Here is a 20,161-nt window from a genome sequence, read left to right on the forward strand (position 1 = left end):
CCGCGCGTCGTCATGGGCGCCGCCGGCCGCTCGCGCGCAGCACCGCGAGAGCCTTCGGGAGGGCTCGCACGCCGCGGCCCCAGCGGCGGAGGTAACGGCCGGCGAGCTGGACGGGACCGAGCGTCGTCGCAGTGGTCTCCTTCACGAGCGCGGAGGTCGGCGGGAAGAGCGCGAGGCGGAGCTTGGCGAGGCGCTCGCGGGGTGTCGCCTGCTTCCACAGCAGGGCCCGCCGCTGGGAGGCCTCGGGGAACTCCGTGCGCAGCCGCCACTCGGCGGAGGCCTCGCCCCAGTCGTACTCCGCGTCGAAGGGCTTCAGCCGCTCCAGGAACGGTCGGGCCGTCGCGAGGGCGCCGAGCTCGTCTGCGCGTTCGAGCAGGAGCGTGACGTCCAGATCGGAGCAGCGTCCGACGAGGAAGTCGAGCTCGACGCGGTGCCGCCGGGAGAAGCGCGACCGGATCGCGTGGACGGCGCCGATCATGATCGCGTCGACGAGCCCCGGGATGCAGATCGGCTGGTTGCCGCACCACATGGTCGTGCGCTGCGCCCAGATCGGCCCGAAGACCTCGCCGTCGAACTCCAGGCCCGGATAGCGGAAGTGGACGTCGATGTCGGCGGCCCACTCCGGGTGGAACATGCTCGCGCTGTGGACGGGGAAGGTGTCCGTGTCCGGGTCGTGCGCCCGCCGGCGCCAGCCACGCCGCTCCAGCTCGGCGAGGAGGGTGGCGTAGTCGTCGTGGGTCACGAGCACGTCGACATCGCTGCTGAGGTGGGCGGGGCGGAGCCCGTACTGGTCCGCGGCGATCCCTTTGATGACGAGCAGCCGGACGCCGATCGAGGCGGCCAGCCGGGAGACGGCGGCGGTGAGCAGCAGCGTCGGGTCGGGGACCGCCGGAGGGCCGGACGGGACGCTGGCCGGTTTCACCATGCTTTTCACTCCAGGTCTGCCGATGGGCGATCGTTGGGGGAGGCCGACGTGGCCGGCCGCGTCCCGCGTCGCCCGGGAATCCGCGGCGCCCGGGCGCGAGGGCGGGGCCGCCCGCGGCTCTTCCCCACCCATAGTCACCTGACTCGGTGCGCCGCCGGCGTTCGCGAACCGTGGATATGGGACGCAGCCGCTCCCGTGGGATTCCCGGATTTCCGGTGCGCGAGGTGAGCGCTCAGGTGATCCTGATGTGCCGCTGCCGCAGGATTCCGGGAACGGCCGGGATCGGGGCCTTCCGCATCCGGCTTACTTGAGGTCTGCGGTCGCCGCTTCCGGTACGGGTACCCGGAGCCGCGCCGCCAGTGGGTGGCTGAACGTCCTGCGTCCCAGTGCGTGACGACGTCCACCCCGGGTGCCGGCCCGCTTATTCGGGTTGAGCGGCCGGCACCTCTTCTTCGTCGGTCAGACCCGACGGCGTCGGTTGCGCTGGGCGGCGCTGATCGCGCCGAGCAGCGCCGAGACGACGATGACGATCCCGAGGGCGGCGATCCACACGGCGACGGCGCCGCCGGGGGAGAGCGTCGCGAGCCACACGGTGATGCCGGCGAGGCGCACGGGCGAGGAGACGACCACCAGGACGGTGGCGGCGAGCAGGATGATCAGGATGCCCCAGACGATCCCGCCCCAGCGCACGGGCGGCGGGCCGGAGGGCGTCGGGCGCACAGGGAACACGTAGGGCGCTTCGGAGAGCCAGGGCTCGGCGGGGGCGGCGGGCGGCGCTGCGGCCGCCGACGTGGGCGCGGTCGCCGGGTCGGCGGCCGCGGAGGAGGCCTGCCGCTCCGCCGCCGGGATTACGAGCGTGTCGGCCGTCTCCGCCGTGTCGGACGCGATTGGGATCACCAGGGTCTCCGCCTCGTCGGACCCGGCGGCGGCCGGTGTCGGCGTCGGTGTCGATGCCTGTGCGGGCTGCTGGGCGGTCACGTCGTCGGTCGGCTGGTCGGCGTTCGTGGGCATCTCGTTCTCGCTCTCGTTCACTTCTGGACTCGCTCGACGTGGACCGCGTCGATCTGCGCGACGCGGACGATGGCCTCCGGGGTCCCTGCCGGTCCGACCACGAGGTCCGTGGAGCATCCGCCGAACGGCCCGGGGTCGCAGCGGTGCACCTGGTCGCCGCCCGAGGGGTCCGTCACCGTCACGGCGGAGACGGTCGCCGTCTCCACGCGGACCGTGGCGTCCACGGGGACGATCACCGTGGTCGGCCCTGGGCCCTTGGCGAGGTTCACCACGGGCGTGCCGGGGGCCGCAACGGCCTTCGTGAGGTCGATCGTCGTGTCGCCGAGGGCCTGGAGGTAGTTCGCGCTCCCGGCCGGGGTCGCAGAGAGGGTGCTCCCCGCTGTGACGCTCGCGTCCAGGCGGACCGCCGGCGAGGTCGGCAGCAGTGCGGCCAGCACGGTGAGCGCCGCGAGCAGGATGCCGAGGAAGATCAGGAAGCCGCTGCGGCGGCGGGCGATCCCCGCGATCAGGATCGTGATCCCGAAGACCAGTGTCGCCGCGGCGAGGGAGGCCGTCAGGGCGTAACCGGGCAGGCCGGTGAGCGGTCCCCAGAGCGCCCCGGCGAGAGCGCCGGCGACGAGCGCCAGCCCCACCGACAGCCAGCCGATGGCAGCGCCGACCCGCGGGTTCGCCGCACGGTAGGCCACGCGCCGGGCCTCGGCGTCTGCGTTCGCGGCGGCCGCCTGCGCCCGGAGCTGGGCCGAGCGCTGCGCCTTCACCGTGCGCATGTCCTCGGAGAGCCGCTGCTTCCACTCGTCGTGCTCGGTCTTCCACTGCGCCTGGCGGGCGCGCCAGTCGGTGACCTCCTGCTCGCCGGCTCCGGAGCCGGGCGCGGGAGGCGCGGTCGGCTCTGCGGCTGTGGCGACGGTGGGCGTCGCGGGGGCGGCGGCGTTGGTCGCGGCGGCTGCTGCGGCGGACGGCGCAGCAGCGGGCGGAGGCGCCTGCTCGGCCGTCGCCGCGCGTCCCGCACTCCCGTTCCACGACTGGCGGTCCGCCCGGCGCCCGGCGAAGACGATCAGCGTGGTGGCGGCCGCCAGGACGATCAGCGTCCAGACGATCCGCCCGACCGCGTCCCCCCAGCCAGGATCGCGACCGAACCACCACACCCCGTCCGACCACGGGAGGAGCGAAAGGACGACGAGCACCCCGATCGCGACCATCGGCGGCTCGAACTCGCCCTCGAAGAGTCGCTGCAGGTGGATGCGGCCGTCCGTGTCCGGCAGCAGCGCCCAGGCGACGGCGTAGAACAGGATGGCGGGCGCGCCGAGCAGCGCGGCCACGACCAGGATGCCGCGGACGATGAGGGGATCGATCCCGATGCGGTACGCGATGCCCGCGCAGACGCCGCCGATCCAGCCGTCCGAGCGTGTGACGCCGAGGCTGCGCATCCAGTCGAAGAAGCGGGTGCCGCGGCCGGAGAGACCGGTCTGCGGGCCGCCGTACGGGGCCTGCGTGCCGCCGGCGGCGGAGCCGGCCGCGGAGCCGTCCGGCGGGGGAGGGGTCGTGCTGTCGTTCACCATGACTCGATCGTGGCGCGCGGCGACGCCGGGTCGCTATCGGGGGACACCCTGACCGCACCCTGATTCCCGCCTCTCGCGCTGTGCGGGAGGGACCGGTTCTGCTTGGATTCCAGGTATGGCCTCCACTCCCGCGACCCGAGGGCGCACCCCGCGCCCTCCGCTCGCGCGCCCGCGCGACTGCCTGGTCGGCGGGGTGAGCGTCGCTCTGGCCGACCACCTCGGCTGGCCGCTGGTCGCCGTGCGCTGGATCTTCGTCGGCACGGCCCTGATCGGCGGCGCGGGCGTGCTGTTCTACCTGTGGCTCTGGGCGCTGACGCCGCTGCGCGCCGCGACCCCGGACGATCCGGACGACCGGGTCACCCGCCGGGTGAATGTGCCGTGGGTGCTCGCCGGGGTCGGCGCCGCCGCTGGGGTCGCCGCCATCGTGATGGTCGCAGCGGACGCGCAGGGCTCCGCGTTCGGCGCCGTGCTCACGTCGGTCCTGCTGCTGGTCGCGGCCGTCGTCTGGGATCAGCTCGTGGACGACCAGAGCCTCGCCCCGTCCCCGCTCGCGCCCGCGACGTTCCGCCTCGCCGCCGGCGGGTTCCTCGTCGCGCTGGCTCTCGTTCTCAGCGGGATGCAGGCAGGGCGCTCCTCGGGGTACCTCTGGCTCGCCATCATCGGCGCCACCTTCGCGGGCGCGGCGGTCCTGGTCGCCCCGTGGGCGCTGCGGCTCTGGCGTGAGCTGATCGCCGAGCGGACCGCGCGCGTCCGTGAGGAGCAGCGCGCCGAGATGGCCGCGCACCTCCACGACTCCGTGCTGCAGACGCTCGCCCTCATCCAGAACCGTGCGGGAGCCTCCAGTGAGGTCGGCCGGATCGCGCGTGCCCAGGAGCGTGAGCTGCGCGACTGGCTCTACGCGGAGGGGGCGGACGGCGTCGCACCGGAGGACTCCGACCTCGCGACGGAGCTTCGCGAGGTGGCGGCGGCGCTGGAGGTCGACCACGCCGTCCACTTCGACGTCGTGAGCGTGGGCGAGCCCGTGCTCCGCGCGCCTGCCGAGCTGGCGGCCGCCGCGCGGGAGGCGATGCTCAACGCGGCCAGACATGCAGGCGGCGACGTCTCCGTGTATGTGGAGTCCGGCGCGGGGACGGCCGACGTGTTCGTCCGCGACCGCGGTCCCGGCTTCGACATCGCCGCGCTGCCGGAGGGCCGACTGGGCGTGCGCGAGTCGATCGTCGGCCGGATGCGCCGGGCGGGAGGCCACGCCACGGTCACGTCGCGGGACACCGGCACCGAGATCCACCTGACCGTCGAACTGCCCGCCGAGCGAGAATGAGACCATGACCGACGACACAGCCTCCGGCGCGATCACGGTCGTGATCGTCGACGACCACTCGATCTTCCGCTCGGGCCTCCGCTCCGACCTGGACGACCGCCTCCGCGTCGTGGCCGAGGCGCAGGACGTCGACGGCGCCGTGGAGGCGATCCTGCGCACGCACCCGGACGTCGTGCTGCTCGACGTGCACCTGCCGGGCGGCGCGGGCGGCGGCGGCGCGGAAGTGCTCCGTCGCACCGCGGCAGAGCACCAGCGCACGCGCTTCCTCGCGCTCAGCGTCTCGGACGCGGCGGAGGATGTCGTGGGCGTCATCCGCGGCGGGGCCCGCGGCTACCTCACCAAAGGCAGCTCCGGGCGTCAGGTCAGCGACGCGGTCGTGGCCGTCGCGGGCGGTGACGCCGTCTTCTCGCCGAAGCTCGCGGGCTTCGTGCTCGACGCGTTCGGCGCGGCGGCGGGGGAGCAGGCCGAGACCACGGACGAGCTCGACCGGCTCTCGGCGCGCGAGCGGGAGGTCATGCGGCTGATCGCGCGGGGCTACGCTTACAAGGAGGTCGCGGCCGAGCTCTTCATCTCGGTCAAGACCGTCGAGACCCACGTCTCGGCTGTGCTGCGCAAACTCCAGCTCTCCTCGCGTCACGAGCTCACCGCGTGGGCGCTGGAGCGCAAGCTCCTCTGAGCGAGGTGCGTGTTGTCAAGCGGCTGCCGCGTTTTTGCGAGGGGCGCGGCGTCCCGTACACTTGGTGGCGGTGGTTGAATCCGCCAAGCTTTTCTGCGCCTATTTTCATGTATGCCAGGAGGGTTTTCGGGTTCACGATCCCTAGGGCGGTAGCTCAATTGGCAGAGCAGCGGTCTCCAAAACCGCAGGTTGCAGGTTCGATTCCTGTCCGCCCTGCAAACCGGCATCCCGGATGCCGGTCCACGAAAGGTGTAACGAGGTGGCCCGAAAGGTAATCGACGAACCGAGCGAGGAAGTCGTCGCCAACGCCAAGAAGGAGCGCGCTGCGAGGCGCAACCCCTTCGCGCGGATCGCCCTGTTCATCCGGCAGGTCATCGGCGAGCTCAAGAAGGTCGTCACGCCGACGCGCAAGGAGCTCCTGAGCTACACCGGCGTCGTGCTCGTCTTCGTGGTGATCATGATGGCGATCGTGTCCCTGCTCGACTGGGTGTTCGGTCTCGGTGTGGTGTGGGTCTTCGGTAATCCGAAGTAATCCGCTCCTCCCGACCGGCCGCACGGCCATACCGACAGAAATGGAATGAATTCAGTGTCTGAGACGAACCGCGACGACGTCGACTGGGCGACCGCTGCCGAGCAGTCCTCCGAAGACGACGAGGCGCAGACGGGCAATGTCCTGGAGCGCGACGAGGAGTCGTCCGACCCCGCCGAGCACGAGGCGCTGCACATCGTCGCCGAGGACGGCACCGAGATCGATCTGGACGCTGTCCTCGACGCGATGGCCGAGGCCGTCGACCCCGAGGCCGACCGCGCCGTCGACGAGGCCCTCGAGGTCGACTCCTCCGAGGAGGCCGAAGCGGCCCAGGAGGCCGTCGAGGACGAGGACGAGGCCGCGAGCGACCCGTACGAGGAGTTCCGCGCCGAGCTGCGCGCCAAGTTCGGCAAGTGGTACGTCATCCACTCCTACGCCGGCTTCGAGCGCCGCGTGAAGTCCAACATCGAGAACCGCATGGTCTCCATGAACATGGAGGACTTCATCTTCGAGGTCCAGGTCCCGATGGAGGACGTGGTCGAGATCAAGAACGGCCAGCGCAAGATGGTCAACCGCGTGCGCATCCCCGGCTACGTGCTGGTGCGCATGGACCTCAACGAGGACAGCTGGTCCGTCGTCCGCCACACCCCCGGCGTCACCGGCTTCGTCGGCAACGCGCACAACCCGACCCCGCTGCGGTTCGAAGAGGCCTTCTCGATGCTCAAGAGCCTCGTGCAGATCGAGCAGGCTCCGGCCAAGGGCGCCGCGAAGGGTCAGAAGACCACCGCGCGGGTCATCCCGGCCGAGGTCGACTTCGAGATCGGCGAGACCATCACCATCAAGGAAGGCTCGTTCGCGGGCCTGCCTGGCTCGATCAGCGAGATCAAGCCGGAGAGCGGCAAGCTCACCGTGCTCGTCTCCCTCTTCGAGCGCGAGACCCCGGTCGAGCTCAGCTTCGACCAGGTCACGAAGCTCTGACGGGAATCATTCAGGGCATCCCCCAGTTTCCACACACAGATTTCACACTCACCGGGTCTCGGAAGGGCCGAGAAACCGGGAGAGCGACGCGGGCGTGACGCCCACGTGCTCGAATACACAAAGAAGGAAGAGACATGGCACCGAAGAAGAAGGTCACCGGTCTGATCAAGCTTCAGATCAAGGCCGGCGCCGCCAACCCGGCCCCGCCGATCGGCCCGGCCCTGGGTCAGCACGGCGTGAACATCATGGAGTTCTGCAAGGCGTACAACGCGGCGACCGAGGCCCAGCGCGGCAACGTCATCCCCGTGGAGATCACCGTCTACGAGGACCGTTCGTTCACGTTCATCCTGAAGACCCCGCCGGCCGCTGAGCTGATCAAGAAGGCCGCGGGCGTCCCCAAGGGCTCCGGCGTGCCGCACACCACCAAGGTCGGCAAGCTGACCCAGGCACAGGTGCGCGAGATCGCCGAGCAGAAGATGGTCGACCTCAACGCCAACGACCTCGACGCGGCGTCGAAGATCATCGCAGGCACCGCCCGTTCGATGGGCATCACGGTCGAGGCGTAAGCCCGACCTCCCCGTCACCCCAGACATCACCGTGGCAGAGCCGGCCAGGCTCGCACCACATTCTCGTTAGGAGAAATCTCATGGCACAGAAGTCCAAGGCCTACCGGGCCGCGGTCGACAAGATCGAAGCCGGCAAGTTCTACACCCCCACCGAGGCCGTCACCCTCGCGAAGGAGACCGGTTCCGCCAAGTTCAACTCGACCGTCGAGGTCGCGCTGAAGCTCGGTGTGGACCCGCGCAAGGCGGACCAGATGGTCCGCGGTACCGTCATTCTTCCTCACGGTACCGGCAAGACCGCGCGCGTCATCGTGTTCGCGACGGGTCCGGCCGCTGAGGCCGCGATCGCCGCGGGCGCCGACGAGGTCGGCGGCAGCGACCTGATCGAGAAGGTCGCCGGCGGTTACACCGACTTCGACTCGGCCGTCTCCACCCCGGAGCTCATGGGCCAGGTCGGCCGTCTCGGCAAGGTGCTCGGCCCGCGCGGCCTGATGCCGAACCCGAAGACCGGCACGGTCACCCCGGATGTCGCGAAGGCCGTCTCCGACATCAAGGGCGGAAAGATCGAGTTCCGCGTCGACAAGCACGCCAACGTCCACTTCGTGGTCGGCAAGGCCGGCTTCACCGCCGAGCAGCTCGACGAGAACATCAAGGCCGCCCTCGACGAGGTCGTCCGTCTCAAGCCGTCCGCTTCGAAGGGCCGCTACATCCAGAAGGGCGCCGTGTCGACCACGTTCGGCCCCGGCATCCCGCTGGACGTCAACGCGATCTGATCGCACACGCGTAGGAACGGGCCGGTCACCTCAGGGTGACCGGCCCGTTCTGCGTGTCCGAAGGGCATTACGCTGGCGGGATGACCGTCCAGATCCGTCCTGCGACCGCCGCGGACGCGGAGGCGCTAGCGGAGGTCGCAGCCGTGACCTTCCCGCTCGCGTGCCCGCCGCACACCACGGACGAGGCCAAGGCCGCCTTCATCGCGGCCGTGCTCTCGGCGGAGCGATTCGGCGAGTACACGGTCGACCCGGCGCGGCGGCTGCTCATGGCCGAGAGCGACGACGGGTCCGTGATCGGCTACACGATGGTGAACCTCGGCGAGCCGGCCGACGCCGACGTGCGGGCCGCGGTCCGGGTGCGCCCGACCGCCGAGCTCAGCAAGTGCTACGTCCTCCCCGGTCACCACGGCGAGGGCGTCGCCGGGCGCCTGATGGAGGCAAGCCTGGCCGCTGCGGCCGCGGCCGGCGCGGCGGGGATCTGGCTCGGCGTGAACGAGGAGAACGCGCGGGCCCAGCGGTTCTACGGCAAGCACGGGTTCGAGCGCGTCGGCTCCAAGCGTTTCCTGGTCGGGGACCGGCTGGAGGACGACTGGGTGATGGAGCGCGAGCTGGTCAGCCCTCCGCGACCTTGATCACGATCGCGCCCTTGGTGTGCTCGTGCTCGAGCGCCCAGTGGGCCTCCGCGATCTCGTCCAGCGGGAAGATCCGGTCGACGTGCACGCGGACGCTCCCCGTCTCCAGGAGGCGCGCGATGACGGCGAGCGTGCTCCCGTCCGGCGCGCCGGTGTAGCCGGTCGTACGCACCCCCGCGGCGCCGGCGGCCTCGGCCAGCCCGGGCTCGACGCCGGCGGGGGCGTCCAGCACGAGGAGGCCGCCCGGCCGGATGAGGGCGAGCGCGCGGGTGGCGCGCTCGGTGTCCGGGGCCGGGTCGATCACGACGTCCACGGTGTCGCCGAGCCGGGTGGGGTCGTAGCCGGTGGCGTCCTCGTCCACCACTTCGGCGGCGCCGAGCGAGCGCAGCCAGGCGTGGTTCGCGCTTGGCGTCGTGGCGATCACGTGGGCGCCGAAGTAGGCGGCGAACTGGATCGCGAAGTGCCCGACGGCGCCGGTTCCCGCGTGCACGAGCACCCGCTGGCCTTCGTGCGCCTTGGCCAGCTCCACCACCATCCCCCACGCCGTCAGCGCCGCGTGCGGGGCCGCTGCTGCCTCGATATGCGAGAGGGTCGCCGGCTTGCGGACGAGGCTCACGCTGGGCACGGAGACGTACTCGGCGTAGCTGCCTCCGAAGCGGGGGACCATCACCATCCCGAAGACCTCGTCGCCCGGGCGCAGCGGATGGGCGGCGAACGGTGACTCCACGACCACGCCGCTGAAGTCGTGGCCGAGCACGGCCGGGAAGCTGTGGATGGCGCCGAACGCGCCGCTGCCCGACCGGGTGGACGCGTCGAGCGGGTTCACGCCCGCCGCGACGACCTTGACCAGGAACTCCGCGTTCACCCGGTCGGGGGTCGGGGCCTCGCCGATCCGGAGGGCGTCCGGGTCGCCCGCCGCGTCGAGGAGCGCGGCGCGCATCGTGTTCGGCATTCGTGATCCCCTCGTCGCGTCGCCGCGAACGGTGCGGCTGCTCCCAGTCAAACGCGCGGAGGGGTCGCGGGTGTTTCGGGCGGGTCACCGCGTGTGAACAGTCTGTTTCCCGGTCCGCTCAGGTTGCTCCGGCCCGGCTCAGGACGTTCGCAGGGATGGTCCGGTTAGAATCCCTCGACCCGAATCATCCCGAGGAGGCCTTGTGCGACGACTGCTGCGTATCGTGCGCCAGCCGTTCGCCCTGCCGATGCTCGGCAGTGGTCGGCAGCGGGCCGTGCCCGTTCTCCTGGCGATCGGGACCGTGTGCGTGCTCAGCGGGCTGACGATCATCTGGGCCGCCAGGCTCACCGTGCCGTACCCGGTCTACGTGAGCGAGCTCGGTGCGGTCGGCGCCTCCACCGCGGTCCCGTTCAAGGTCGCGCTGCTGCTCATCGCCGCCGGCGGTTTCTCGGTGGCGCTGGCGAGCGGGCACGTCCGGTCGTCGGTGCGCGCGCTGAACCGGTGGGCTCCCGCCGTCAGCCTCGGCTTCGCGGCGCTGTGCTTCGTCCTGGCCTCGCAGGTCACCTGCACGGCGTACTGCCCGGTCCCGCTGGTCGACCCGGCGTCCACCGTGCAGGATCTCGTGCACACCGTGTCGGCGGTTATCGGCTTCGCGGCGGCGTGCTTCGCCATGCTCCAAGTCGCGTTCGCCTCCGGCCTGCCGCGGGTCGCGCGCGTGTCTCTGGCGAGCTGCGTCGCGGTCGCGCTCATCACGATCGTGGGCGGACTGCTCGCGCTGGTGCACGTCGCGACGGACATCGGGGCGTGGCTGGAGCTCGTCGGCACCACGGTCGCGATCGCGTGGATGGCGGCCTACGCTCTTGCTCTGGTCCGGGGGCCGGCCGGTGACCGCAGCGCGCCGGCTGACGCAGCGGAGGCCGCGGAGGCCGACCAGTCGGATCAGGAAGCGATCGTCGGCTGAGCCTGTAACGTCCGAGGCTCCGCCTGGGCGGCCGGCCGGGCCGTCGCCTCGCGCAGGAGGTCGATCAGGTCGCCGGCCAGCTTCACGAGCCGGGCGATCTCCCGGTCGTCGCGGTCGACCCACTGGCACTGCGGCTCGTCGTGGATGGGCACGAACCGGTCGTGCTGCTCCCAGACGAACAGCGTCCGCTCGGCGCCGAGGACGTACTGCTGCCACCAGATCTGCCGGAGGTAGTGCCGCGGGATGCTGTTGAACGGCTTGTTCGTGGTCTTGATCTCGGCGAGCTCGATCCGGCCGCCGGTGCGCAGGACCAGGCCGTCGGGCGTCGCGAGGTGCCGCCGGTCGCGTTCGGCGTGGAAGAGCAGGTCGGAGGGCTGGATGCCGTGGGTCGCGGCCACCCAGGCGGCGATCTCCGGCTCCCGGCTGCGGCCGTGCTGGGTGAAGACGTTGCCGGAGAACCCGGAGCCGTTCAGCTTGTCGTAGACGGCCGCGCGGAGCGACTGCGGGGAGGACAGCTTGGCGACGTCGGTCGCGGTGATCCCGCGGCTGCGGGCGCGGAGCCAGCCCACGCGGTCGCTGGACGACGCGACGATTCGCGCCAGATGCCCGGTCGCGCCGGGGACCGCCGGCACCACCGGCCGCGGGGCCGGAGCCGACGAGCTCGGGCCGAGGTCCGCCAGGACGCCCGGCCGGTAGAGGTCGGCGGTGCGGGTGGCGGAACGGTCGAACACCCGTCCATTCTGCCTCGCTCCGGGGACGTACGCTGTCAGCCCACGCCTGCGGCGCCGAGCTGGCGGCGTGCCTCGTCGATGGTGGCGAGCGTCGACACGGCCTCGTCCAGCGAGTGCAGCGGCGACTCGGTGCGGCCCTCGGCGACGTAGCGGGCGAGGGCGGCCGCCTCGTACGACATCCCCTCGCGGTAGGGGCGGCCGTACGGGTCGCGCCATTCGGCGCGGACCCGGCCATCGGACCCGACCACCCGCAGCCCGCTCGGCCCCCAGAACGGGCTGTCCAGCTCGATCCTGGCGTCAGAACCGCAGATGGTCGCGAGCGACGGCGTGCCGGCCCGCAGGCCCGTGCTGAGCAGCGCCTGGCCGCCGCGGGCCGAGCTGAGGATCAGCGCCACCTGCTCGTCCACGCCGGTCGGGGCCAACGTGCCGGTGGCGATGATCCCGGCGGGGGCGCCGAGCGCGAACGACGCCCACGACACGACGTAGACCCCGAGGTCGAGGAGGGCGCCGCCGGCCAGGGCAGGGTCCCAGAGCCGCCCGGCCGGGTCGAAGGGGGCGTTCCCGCCGAAGTCGGCGGTGACCACGCGCACCTCGCCGAGGGCGCCGGCGTCGAGGAGCTGACGCACGATGTCGGTCTGCGGCAGGTAGCGGGTCCACATCGCCTCCATCGCGAAGACGCCGGCCTCCCTGGCCGCCGCGGCGATCCGCCTGGCCTGGTCCGCGGTCGCGGCGAGCGGCTTCTCGACCAGGACGTGCTTGCCCGCCGCGATGGCGAGGAGGGCGTGCTCCAGGTGCTCGCTGTGCGGCGTGGCCACGTAGACGACGTCCACGTCCGGGTCGGCGACCAGGGCCTCGTACGAGTCGTGGGCGCGCTCGACGCCGTGCGCCGCCGCGAACGCTGCGGCCCGCTCGGCCGAGCGGGAGCCGCAGGCGACCATCCGCTGGCTCGTGTGCGCGTGCAGTGCGTCGGTGAAGTCGGCGGCGATCCCGCCGGGGCCGATCACGCCCCAGCGCAGCGCCGGCGCGTCCGCCGGATCGGGGAAGCGAGGAGCGGGCAGTGTGATGTCGACCATGCGACCAGTCTGCCGCGAACGAACTGACAGGACACGCCGCCTCCCACGGTGCGGAGGCGGCGTGTCCTGTCAGGTGGATGGTCGGGCTAGACGGGCTGGGGGTTGGAGACCTCGGGGATGGCGCGTGCGCCGACAGGCGCGGCCCAGCGGACGCCGTTGGCGAGGACGCGGCGCACCTGCGGGTGGAAGTACACCGGGTACTCCTGGTCGCCGGGCGAGAAGTAGAAGATCTTGCCGCGTCCGCGCGTGAACGTCACGCCCGAGCGGAACACCTCGCCGCCGGTGAACGAGCTGATGAACACCAGGTCGTCCGGGGTCGGGATGTCGAAGAACTCCCCGTACATCTCCTGCGCCTCGATCACGATGGGCTGGTCGACGCCCTGGGCGATCGGGTGCGTGGGGTTCACGTTCCAGACCAGCTCGCGCTCGCCGCCCGCCGGGTTGCGCCAGCGCAGCGAGCAGGTGGTGCCGAGCATCCGGATGAAGATCTTCGAGAAGTGCCCGGAGTGCAGCACGATCAGGCCCATCCCGCCGAGGACGTGCTGCCGCACGCGCTCCACGACCTCGTCGGAGACCTGGTCGTGAGCGATGTGTCCCCACCAGAGCAGCACGTCGGTCTCGGCGAGCTGCTGCTCGCTCAGGCCGTGCTCGGGGTCGGCGAGCGTCGCCGTGCGCACGACGACCTCCTCGCCGAGCAGCTCGGTGAGGCCGGCGGCGATCGCGCCGTGGATGCCGTCGGGGTAGATCGCGGCGATGTCGGGCTGGGTGGTCTCGTGGACGCCTTCGTTCCAGACGGTCACACGGAGTGCGGTCATGGTCATGCCTCCTGGCTGGTCTCGGTAGTGGTCGTGTCGTCGAGGCCGGCCGTCGCCGGGCTCAGGCGCACCTCGGCGCCGAGGCGGGCCGACTCGTAGGCCGCGTCGATGACGCGCGCGCGGTCGAGGGCGAGCGAGCCGTCCCAGTGCGACCAGTTCGCCTGATCGGCGACATGCTCCAGGAACGTCTCGACCACGGCGAGGTGGCCGCGGCCGGCGTCGGCGGTCACTGCGACGTCCTCGACCTCCTCGCCCTCGCCGGTGAAGATGGTCAGCTCGCCGGCGGGGGCGTAGTCGACCACGCGGAGGTCCGCGCCGCCCTCGGTGCCGTAGAGGGTGATGCCGAACTCGTCGCCGGCGGGACGGTAGGCGGCCCAGCTCGTCTCGAGCACGATGGACCCGCCGCCCTCCAGGCGCAGCAGCAGGCTGGCGAGGTCTTCCACCTCGTAGGCGGAGCCGACGTGCTGCTTGTCGCTCTTCGCGCCGCCGCGGCCGCGCGTGCCGAGCTCGGAGTGGGTGACGGCGGAGACCGCGGTGACCTGCGGCTCGCCGAACAAGTGCAGCGCGTAGTCGAGCACGTGCACGCCGATGTCGATCAGGGGTCCGCCGCCGGCCATCTCGCGATTGGTGAACCAGCTTCCGAGCGCCGGGATGCCGGCACGGCGCAGCCAGACCGCCCGCGCGTGGTACGGCCGGCCGATCTGGCCGGCGTCGATCGCGGCCTTGAGCGCCTCGATGTCGCCGCGGCGGCGGTGGTTGAAGGCGACCTCCAGCACGCGGCCGGAGCGGTGGGCGGCGTCGACCATCGTCTGCGCCTCGACGGCGGTGCGCGCGATCGGCTTCTCGCTCAGCACGTGGATGCCGGCCTCCAGCGCTCCGACGGCGATCGGCGCGTGCAGGAAGGTGGGGACGGCGACGCTCACGACGTCGAGGTCGCCGTCGGCGACGAGGTCGCGCCAGTCGCTGTAGCGACGGGTGACGCCGTACTTCTCGCCGAGCTCGGCGCGCGGGCCGTCCTCCATGCCGGCGATGGCGACGAGCTCGACGCCGGGGAGCGTCGCGTAGGCGTCCATGTGCTGCTGGCCTGCCCAGCCGAGGCCGACGACGCCGGCGCGGAGCGGGGTGGTCGGAGTGGATGCGGTGGTCACTGCGGTCCTTTCGAGGTTCGTGTGCGTGGTGCGGTGGAGCGTTGTCGTGGTGGTCGGTGGTCGGTGATCTCGCCGGTCGAATCGATTCGACCTTTCCGGCGGGAGGTGGAGGGAGCGGGCGGCTCAGCGGGGGAGGGGAGGGGAGGCGACGCCGAGGGTGTCCTGGATGACCATGATGGCCGCCCCGATGGCGCCGCCGGTCTCGCCGGAGCGGGACTGGGTGATGGTGAGATGCTGGGTCGCGAGCGGGGTCGAGCGCTGGTAGACGACCTCCCGCACCCCGGCGAGGAGCTGCTCGCCGACCTGCGACAGGCTGCCGCCGACGACGACGAGCGAGGGGTTCAGGAGGTTGACGCAGGTCGCGACGACCTCGCCCAGGTCCCGGCCGGCCTGGCGGATGGCCTGCAGCACCTCGGCGTTGCCGGTGCGGGCGAGCGCCACGACGTCGTCGCTGGTCTCGGCGGGGATGCCCGCCGCGGTGAGCGCGCGCGCGATGGCCGGCCCGCTCGCGAGGGCCTCCAGGTCGGCGTCGCGGGCGCCGTGGCTCGGGGTCTCGCTGGTGAACGGAACGCGCACGTGGCCGAGGTCGCCCGCCGAGCCCTGCGCGCCGCGCTGCAGGCGGCCTCCGCTGATGATGCCGGCGCCGATGCCGGTGGCGACCTTGACGAAGAGCAGCTCCGACTGGTCGGGCCAGGCGAGGGCGTGCTCGCCGAGGGCGAGCAGGTTCACGTCGTTGTCGACCAGCACGGGCACATCGAAGACGCGCCGCATGTAGGCCGGGATGTCGAAGCGGTCCCAGCCGGGCATGATCGGCGGGTTGACCGGGAGGCCCGTCGAGTGCTCGACCGGCCCCGGCACGCCGACGCCGACGCCGATCAGGTCGCCGAGCGGGCGTCCGGTCGCGGCGTACAGGCGCTCGGCGGTCTCCAGTGCCCAGTCGAGCACGGCCTCCGGTCCGTCGGAGATCCTGAGCCGGCGGGACTCGCTGCTCGTGATCGTGCCGGCGAGGTCGGCCAGCGCGACGACGCCGTGGGTGGCGCCGAGGTCCACGCCCAGCACGACGCGCGAGTCGGGGTTGAACCGGATGCGCGCGGGCGGCCGGCCGCCCGTCGAGACATCGTCGCCGGCCGGAGCCACCAGCCCGGACTCGGTGAGCGTGTCGATGCGCACCGCGATCGTCGAGCGGGCGAGGCCGGTGAGCTCGGCGAGCTGCGCGCGAGTACGCGGAACGCCGTCGCGCAGGATCGCCAGGAGTTCCGAGGCGTCAGCGGCGACGATGCCGGACTCCCGGACACTGTCGGTCATGCACGTATTGAACCACAGGGCTGGTCGGCGGTCCAAAGGCCGCCGATGAAGCGACGACTTTTGATTGACAATCGGCAGAAGTCTCGCTTGAATGGAGGTCGGCGCCGTTTCGTGCGCCGACATCCCCAGCGAACTCGACGAGGAGAACCATGTCGACGTCAAAACTCTCCGTGCAGCTCTATACGGTCCGTGAGCTTCTGACCGAAGACACGGTCGGGACCCTCCGCCGCATCGCGGACATCGGCTTCACCCAGGTCGAGCCGTTCGGCTTCCTGGACTTCGCGGACGGCCTCCGCCAGGGCTTCGCCGAGACCGGCCTGACCGCGCCCACCACTCACCAGGGCTTCATCGGCCGCGACGACCTGGACACCGTGTTCGCCGCCGCCGCCGACCTCGGCATCCAGACGGTCATCGACCCGCACGTGCCCGCCGAGCGCTGGCAGACGGCCGAGGACGTGGAGGCCACCGCCGCCGCCCTCAACGCCGCCGCCCAGGTCGCCGCGAAGCACGGCGTCCGCGTCGGCTACCACAACCACGCCCACGAGCTCGAGAGCACCATCGAGGGCGTCACCGCGCTGGAGTACTTCGCGAGCAAGCTCGCCCCGGAGGTCGTCCTCGAAGTCGACACCTACTGGGTGATCGTCGGCGGCAAGGACCCGGTCGAACTGCTCACGAAGCTCGGCGACCGCGTCGTCGCCCTCCACATCAAGGACGGCCCCGGCACCACCGAGACCAAGGACCAGGTCGCCGTCGGCCAGGGCTCCGTGCCCGTCGCCGCCATCATCGACGCCGCGCCGAACGCCCTCCGCGTCATCGAGCTCGACGACTCCCGCGGCGACCGCTTCCAGGCCGTCGCCGACAGCTACGCCTACCTCACCTCGGAGGTCTTCGCGTGAGCGGGACCGGCACGGTCGGCGTCGGCCTCATCGGCGCGGGCGTCATCAGCAACCAGTACCTCGAGAACCTCACCGCCTTCCCGGACCTCGACGTGCGCTTCGTCGCGGACATCGACCTGGACCGCGCCAAGGCCCAGGCCGAGAAGTACGGCGTGCCGGGCTCCGGCACCGTGGAGGAGCTGCTGGCGGACGACGCGATCGAGATCGTCGTCAACCTCACCATCCCCAAGGTGCACGTCGAGGTGGCGCTGCAGGCGCTCGCCGCGGGCAAGCACGTCTGGAGCGAGAAGCCGTTCGCGCTCGACCGCGCCACCGGCGTGCAGCTCCTGGAGGCCGCGCACGAGAAGGGCCTGCGCGTCGCCACGGCGCCGGACACCTTCCTCGGCGCCGGCATCCAGTCGTCGCGCCGCCTGCTCGAGAGCGGCGCCATCGGTGCGCCGCTGACCGCGCTGACGCTCATGCAGAGCGCCGGCCCGGAGTCGTGGCACCCGAACCCGGACTTCCTGTTCCAGGAGGGCGCCGGCCCGCTCTTCGACATCGGCCCGTACTACCTCACCGCGTTGGTGCAGCTCTTCGGCCCGGTCAAGCGGGTGTCCGCCGTCGCCTCCAAAGCGAAGGAGTCCCGCGTGATCGGCTCCGGCCCGCGTGCGGGCGAGTCGTTCGAGGTCACCGTGCCGACCCACGTCAGCGCGCTGTACGAGTTCGAGAGCGGCCAGACCGCGCAGTCGATCTTCAGCTTCGACTCCAAGCTCGGCCGCACCCAGTTCGAGGTCGCGGGCCTGGAGGCCACGCTCGTGGTCCCCGACCCGAACACCTTCGAGGGCGACCTCCTCGTGCACGGAGCGGACGGCGTCGAGACACTGCCGGCGACCGGCACCACCAGCAGCCGCGGCATCGGCGTCGTCGAGCTGGCTCGCGCCATCCGCGCCGGCGTCCCGGAGCGCGCCTCGGGCGAGCAGGCCTTCCACGTCCTCGACGTGATGGTCGCGACCATCGAGGCCGGCACGTCCGGAGTCCCGGTGGACGTGCGGAGCACCGTCGAGGTCGCTCCGGCCCTGCCCGAGGACTGGGACCCGCGCGCGGCCACCCTGGACCCGCGCGCTGCGACGCTGGCCTGACCCGGATCGACGGACGAACGGAGCAGTGTGAGCAGCGAGTCGGGTGGACTGAGCCGGCGGGACGAGAGCACAGCCGGATCGCGGCTGCGCGTCGCGATCGTCGGCGGCGGATTCATGGCGGAGGTGCATTCGCGCGCTGCGCGGGCCGCACGCGCCGAGCCGGCGGGCATCGTCTCGTCGTCGCCTGAGCGGTCGGCCGCTGCGGCCGAGCGCCTCGGCATCGGCCGGGCGTACGGCTCGCTGGAGGAGGTGCTCGCGGACGACACGATCGACGTCGTCCACGTGACCACGCCGAACGCGCTGCACGCCGCACAGGCCGCGGCCGTTCTGGCCTCCGGCAAGGACGTCGTCTGCGAGAAGCCGCTGGCGACGACGGTGTCCGACGCGAAGGCGCTGGTCGCCGCCGCGTCCGGCCGGACCGCGACCGTGCCGTTCGTCTACCGCTTCCACCCGTTGGTCCGGGAGGCCAGGGCGCGCTTCGCGTCCGGCGCGGCCGGGCAGGTGCTCACGGTGAACGCCTCCTACCTCCAGGACTGGCTGCTGGCCTCCGGCGACGACAACTGGCGCGTCGACTCGGAGCAGGGCGGCCGCTCCCGCGCGTTCGCCGACATCGGCTCGCACCTGGTCGACCTCGTGGAGTTCGTGAGCGGCGACCGGGTGGCGCGCCTCTCGGCGAAGAAGCGCACGGTGTTCGCCGACCGCGCCTCCCACGCGGGCATCACGACGGAAGACGCCGCAGCGGTGGTCATCGAGACCGAGAGCGGCGCCATCGGCACCCTGCTCGTGTCGCAGGTGGCTCCCGGCCGCAAGAACCGGCTCTGGCTGGAGATCGCGGGCAGCGCCGAGAGCGTGGCCTTCGACCAGGAGCAGCCGGAGACGCTGTGGGTCGGCCGCCGCTCCGGCAGCCTCCTGATCCCGCGCGACGCCGACCAGCTCAGCGCCGACGCCGCCCGCCTCTGCGTCGTGCCCTCCGGCCACCCGCAGGGCTACCAGGACGCGTTCAACGCATTCGTCGCCGACAGCTACGCCGCGGTCGCGGGGGAGACCCCCGACGGCCTGCCGCGCTTCGAGGACGGCCTGCGCGCCGTCCGGATCACCGACGCCGTGATCGACTCCGCCGAGTCGGGCACCTGGATCGAGATGGGAACCAACTGATGACGGACACCGCAGCCACGGAGTCGGGTCGCACGCACCCGGTCACCCTGTTCACCGGCCAGTGGGCCGACCTGACGCTGGAGGAGGTCGCCAAGCACGCCTCCGAGTGGGGCTACGACGGCCTGGAGATCGCCTGCTCGGGCGAGCACCTCGACGTCTGGCGCGCCGCGGAGGACGACGCGTACCTCCAGGGCCGCCTCGACATCCTGGACAAGTACGGCCTGAAGGTCTGGGCCATCTCCAACCACCTGAAGGGCCAGGCCGTCTGCGACGACCCGATCGACTTCCGCCACCAGGCGATCGTCGGCTCGAAGGTGTGGGGCGACGGCGACCCGGAGGGCGTGCGCCAGCGTGCCGCCGAGGAGCTCAAGCTGACCGCGAAGGTCGCCCGCAAGCTCGGCGTGGACACCGTGGTCGGCTTCACCGGCTCCAGCATCTGGCCGTACGTGGCGCAGTTCCCGCCGGTTCCGGCCTCCGTCATCGACGCCGGCTACCAGGACTTCGCCGACCGCTGGAACCCGATCCTCGACGTGTTCGACGGTGAGGGCGTGCGGTTCGCGCACGAGGTCCACCCGTCGGAGATCGCGTACGACTACTGGACCAGCGTCCGCTCGCTGGATGCCATCGACCACCGCGAGGCGTTCGGCTTCAACTGGGACCCGTCGCACATGATGTGGCAGGACATCGACCCGGTCGGCTTCATCGTGGACTTCAAGGACCGCATCTACCACGTGGACTGCAAGGACACCCGCCTGCGCCCGAAGAACGGCCGCGCGGGCGTGCTCGGCTCGCACCTGCCCTGGGGCGACCCGCGTCGCGGCTGGGACTTCGTCTCCACCGGGCACGGCGACGTGCCGTGGGAGGACTCCTTCCGCGCGCTGGAGTCGATCGGCTACACCGGCCCGATCTCGATCGAGTGGGAGGACGCCGGGATGGACCGCCTGCACGGCGCCAAGGAAGCGGTCGGCTACATCCGCTCCCTGCTCTGGAACCTCCCCGCCGCCTCGTTCGACGCCGCCTTCAGCAACCAGGACTGAGGTCGG

At 71.9% G+C, this 20,161-nt stretch carries 21 protein-coding genes and 1 tRNA gene; 13 read left to right on the forward strand and 9 right to left on the reverse strand.

What is annotated here, in order from left to right; all coding sequences use genetic code 11:
- Positions 1–10: 10 nt before the first annotated feature.
- From ABH923_RS15430 to ABH923_RS15440, 3 genes are all read right to left on the reverse strand, one after another.
- Complete coding sequence (locus tag ABH923_RS15430; RefSeq protein ID WP_370056272.1) at positions 11–925, reverse strand: nucleotidyltransferase family protein; 915 nt, start codon at positions 923–925, stop codon at positions 11–13.
- A gap of 459 nt (positions 926–1,384) precedes the next feature.
- Entirely contained in the window at positions 1,385–1,957 is a 573-nt protein-coding gene (locus ABH923_RS15435; protein ID WP_370056273.1) for a hypothetical protein, read from the reverse strand.
- Positions 1,954–3,495 carry a PspC domain-containing protein gene (locus tag ABH923_RS15440; RefSeq protein WP_370056274.1) on the reverse strand — a complete coding sequence of 514 codons (1,542 nt, stop codon included), beginning with the start codon at positions 3,493–3,495 and terminating at the stop codon, positions 1,954–1,956. Before ABH923_RS15440 ends, ABH923_RS15435 begins: the two co-directional genes overlap by 4 nt.
- 115 nt (positions 3,496–3,610) lie before the next feature.
- On the opposite strand from ABH923_RS15440, the gene ABH923_RS15445 reads away from it, so the two are divergent.
- The 8 genes from ABH923_RS15445 to ABH923_RS15480 all read left to right on the forward strand — a co-directional run bounded on the left by ABH923_RS15445 (position 3,611) and on the right by ABH923_RS15480 (position 8,964).
- On the forward strand, positions 3,611–4,813 hold the full coding sequence (locus ABH923_RS15445; protein ID WP_370056275.1) for a PspC domain-containing protein: 1,203 nt from the start codon (positions 3,611–3,613) through the stop codon (positions 4,811–4,813).
- Between the two features lie 4 nt (positions 4,814–4,817).
- The gene (locus ABH923_RS15450) at positions 4,818–5,489 is read left to right on the forward strand and encodes a LuxR C-terminal-related transcriptional regulator (protein ID WP_370056276.1); all 672 of its coding nucleotides are present in this window, start codon (positions 4,818–4,820) and stop codon (positions 5,487–5,489) included.
- Positions 5,490–5,632: 143 nt separating this feature from the next.
- Positions 5,633–5,705 (forward strand) — tRNA-Trp (locus ABH923_RS15455).
- A 43-nt stretch (positions 5,706–5,748) separates the two neighbouring features.
- The gene (gene secE, locus ABH923_RS15460) at positions 5,749–6,021 is read left to right on the forward strand and encodes a preprotein translocase subunit SecE (protein ID WP_185278484.1); all 273 of its coding nucleotides are present in this window, start codon (positions 5,749–5,751) and stop codon (positions 6,019–6,021) included.
- 54 nt (positions 6,022–6,075) lie between these two features.
- The gene (nusG, locus tag ABH923_RS15465) at positions 6,076–6,996 is read left to right on the forward strand and encodes a transcription termination/antitermination protein NusG (RefSeq protein ID WP_370056277.1); all 921 of its coding nucleotides are present in this window, start codon (positions 6,076–6,078) and stop codon (positions 6,994–6,996) included.
- Between the two features lie 134 nt (positions 6,997–7,130).
- Positions 7,131–7,562, forward strand: coding sequence for a 50S ribosomal protein L11 (gene rplK, locus ABH923_RS15470; protein WP_370056278.1), 432 nt, complete (start codon positions 7,131–7,133; stop codon positions 7,560–7,562).
- An 80-nt stretch (positions 7,563–7,642) separates the two neighbouring features.
- Positions 7,643–8,332 (forward strand): 50S ribosomal protein L1, encoded by a 690-nt coding sequence (gene rplA / locus ABH923_RS15475; protein ID WP_370056279.1) that lies wholly within the window; start codon positions 7,643–7,645, stop codon positions 8,330–8,332.
- 80 nt (positions 8,333–8,412) lie between these two features.
- Positions 8,413–8,964: a GNAT family N-acetyltransferase gene (locus ABH923_RS15480; protein ID WP_370056280.1), complete on the forward strand. Its 552-nt coding sequence runs from the start codon at positions 8,413–8,415 to the stop codon at positions 8,962–8,964.
- On the opposite strand, the gene ABH923_RS15485 is transcribed toward ABH923_RS15480, so the two are convergent.
- Positions 8,945–9,916, reverse strand: a complete 972-nt coding sequence (locus ABH923_RS15485) for an NADP-dependent oxidoreductase (RefSeq protein ID WP_370056281.1) — start codon at positions 9,914–9,916, stop codon at positions 8,945–8,947. The two genes, ABH923_RS15480 and ABH923_RS15485, sit on opposite strands and share 20 nt — an antisense overlap.
- A gap of 202 nt (positions 9,917–10,118) precedes the next feature.
- Here ABH923_RS15485 and ABH923_RS15490 point away from each other — a divergent pair, with 202 nt between their 5' ends.
- Positions 10,119–10,877, forward strand: coding sequence for a DUF998 domain-containing protein (locus tag ABH923_RS15490; RefSeq protein WP_370056282.1), 759 nt, complete (start codon positions 10,119–10,121; stop codon positions 10,875–10,877).
- On the opposite strand, the gene ABH923_RS15495 is transcribed toward ABH923_RS15490, so the two are convergent.
- The 5 genes from ABH923_RS15495 to ABH923_RS15515 all read right to left on the reverse strand — a co-directional run bounded on the left by ABH923_RS15495 (position 10,856) and on the right by ABH923_RS15515 (position 15,949).
- Entirely contained in the window at positions 10,856–11,608 is a 753-nt protein-coding gene (locus ABH923_RS15495) for a YqaJ viral recombinase family protein (protein WP_370056283.1), read from the reverse strand. The genes ABH923_RS15490 and ABH923_RS15495 overlap by 22 nt on opposite strands.
- 35 nt (positions 11,609–11,643) lie before the next feature.
- Positions 11,644–12,681, reverse strand: a complete 1,038-nt coding sequence (locus ABH923_RS15500) for a Gfo/Idh/MocA family protein (RefSeq protein ID WP_370056284.1) — start codon at positions 12,679–12,681, stop codon at positions 11,644–11,646.
- A gap of 86 nt (positions 12,682–12,767) precedes the next feature.
- Positions 12,768–13,502 carry a ThuA domain-containing protein gene (locus tag ABH923_RS15505; RefSeq protein WP_370056285.1) on the reverse strand — a complete coding sequence of 245 codons (735 nt, stop codon included), beginning with the start codon at positions 13,500–13,502 and terminating at the stop codon, positions 12,768–12,770.
- Positions 13,499–14,644 (reverse strand): Gfo/Idh/MocA family protein, encoded by a 1,146-nt coding sequence (locus tag ABH923_RS15510; protein ID WP_370056286.1) that lies wholly within the window; start codon positions 14,642–14,644, stop codon positions 13,499–13,501. The genes ABH923_RS15505 and ABH923_RS15510 overlap by 4 nt, the downstream gene beginning before the upstream one ends.
- A 123-nt stretch (positions 14,645–14,767) precedes the next feature.
- The gene (locus ABH923_RS15515; protein ID WP_370056287.1) at positions 14,768–15,949 is read right to left on the reverse strand and encodes an ROK family protein; all 1,182 of its coding nucleotides are present in this window, start codon (positions 15,947–15,949) and stop codon (positions 14,768–14,770) included.
- A 149-nt stretch (positions 15,950–16,098) separates the two neighbouring features.
- Here ABH923_RS15515 and ABH923_RS15520 point away from each other — a divergent pair, with 149 nt between their 5' ends.
- The 4 genes from ABH923_RS15520 to ABH923_RS15535 are packed head-to-tail and all read left to right on the forward strand — an operon-like array spanning position 16,099 to position 20,155.
- On the forward strand, positions 16,099–16,845 hold the full coding sequence (locus ABH923_RS15520; RefSeq protein ID WP_370056288.1) for a sugar phosphate isomerase/epimerase family protein: 747 nt from the start codon (positions 16,099–16,101) through the stop codon (positions 16,843–16,845).
- A complete protein-coding gene (locus ABH923_RS15525) occupies positions 16,842–17,963 on the forward strand; it encodes a Gfo/Idh/MocA family protein (RefSeq protein WP_370056289.1) in 1,122 nt (373 codons plus the stop codon). The genes ABH923_RS15520 and ABH923_RS15525 overlap by 4 nt, the downstream gene beginning before the upstream one ends.
- A gap of 27 nt (positions 17,964–17,990) precedes the next feature.
- Positions 17,991–19,118: a Gfo/Idh/MocA family protein gene (locus ABH923_RS15530; protein ID WP_370056290.1), complete on the forward strand. Its 1,128-nt coding sequence runs from the start codon at positions 17,991–17,993 to the stop codon at positions 19,116–19,118.
- The gene (locus ABH923_RS15535) at positions 19,118–20,155 is read left to right on the forward strand and encodes a sugar phosphate isomerase/epimerase family protein (RefSeq protein WP_370056291.1); all 1,038 of its coding nucleotides are present in this window, start codon (positions 19,118–19,120) and stop codon (positions 20,153–20,155) included. Before ABH923_RS15530 ends, ABH923_RS15535 begins: the two co-directional genes overlap by 1 nt.
- Positions 20,156–20,161: the final 6 nt, after the last annotated feature.

It is taken from the genome of Leifsonia sp. EB41 (assembly GCF_041262565.1).
Lineage (GTDB): Bacteria > Actinomycetota > Actinomycetes > Actinomycetales > Microbacteriaceae > Leifsonia.

What these genes read in the sequence shown, in the direction of transcription:
- ABH923_RS15430 (WP_370056272.1), bottom strand. Translation starts at nt 925, where the DNA reads ATGGTGAAACCGGCCAGCGTCCCGTCCGGCCCTCCGGCGGTCCCCGAC.
- ABH923_RS15440 (WP_370056274.1), bottom strand. Translation starts at nt 3,495, where the DNA reads ATGGTGAACGACAGCACGACCCCTCCCCCGCCGGACGGCTCCGCGGCC.
- ABH923_RS15445 (WP_370056275.1), top strand. Translation starts at nt 3,611, where the DNA reads ATGGCCTCCACTCCCGCGACCCGAGGGCGCACCCCGCGCCCTCCGCTC.
- ABH923_RS15450 (WP_370056276.1), top strand. Translation starts at nt 4,818, where the DNA reads ATGACCGACGACACAGCCTCCGGCGCGATCACGGTCGTGATCGTCGAC.
- rplK (WP_370056278.1), top strand. Translation starts at nt 7,131, where the DNA reads ATGGCACCGAAGAAGAAGGTCACCGGTCTGATCAAGCTTCAGATCAAG.
- rplA (WP_370056279.1), top strand. Translation starts at nt 7,643, where the DNA reads ATGGCACAGAAGTCCAAGGCCTACCGGGCCGCGGTCGACAAGATCGAA.
- ABH923_RS15480 (WP_370056280.1), top strand. Translation starts at nt 8,413, where the DNA reads ATGACCGTCCAGATCCGTCCTGCGACCGCCGCGGACGCGGAGGCGCTA.
- ABH923_RS15485 (WP_370056281.1), bottom strand. Translation starts at nt 9,916, where the DNA reads ATGCCGAACACGATGCGCGCCGCGCTCCTCGACGCGGCGGGCGACCCG.
- ABH923_RS15500 (WP_370056284.1), bottom strand. Translation starts at nt 12,681, where the DNA reads ATGGTCGACATCACACTGCCCGCTCCTCGCTTCCCCGATCCGGCGGAC.
- ABH923_RS15505 (WP_370056285.1), bottom strand. Translation starts at nt 13,502, where the DNA reads ATGACCATGACCGCACTCCGTGTGACCGTCTGGAACGAAGGCGTCCAC.
- ABH923_RS15515 (WP_370056287.1), bottom strand. Translation starts at nt 15,949, where the DNA reads ATGACCGACAGTGTCCGGGAGTCCGGCATCGTCGCCGCTGACGCCTCG.
- ABH923_RS15520 (WP_370056288.1), top strand. Translation starts at nt 16,099, where the DNA reads ATGTCGACGTCAAAACTCTCCGTGCAGCTCTATACGGTCCGTGAGCTT.
- ABH923_RS15535 (WP_370056291.1), top strand. Translation starts at nt 19,118, where the DNA reads ATGACGGACACCGCAGCCACGGAGTCGGGTCGCACGCACCCGGTCACC.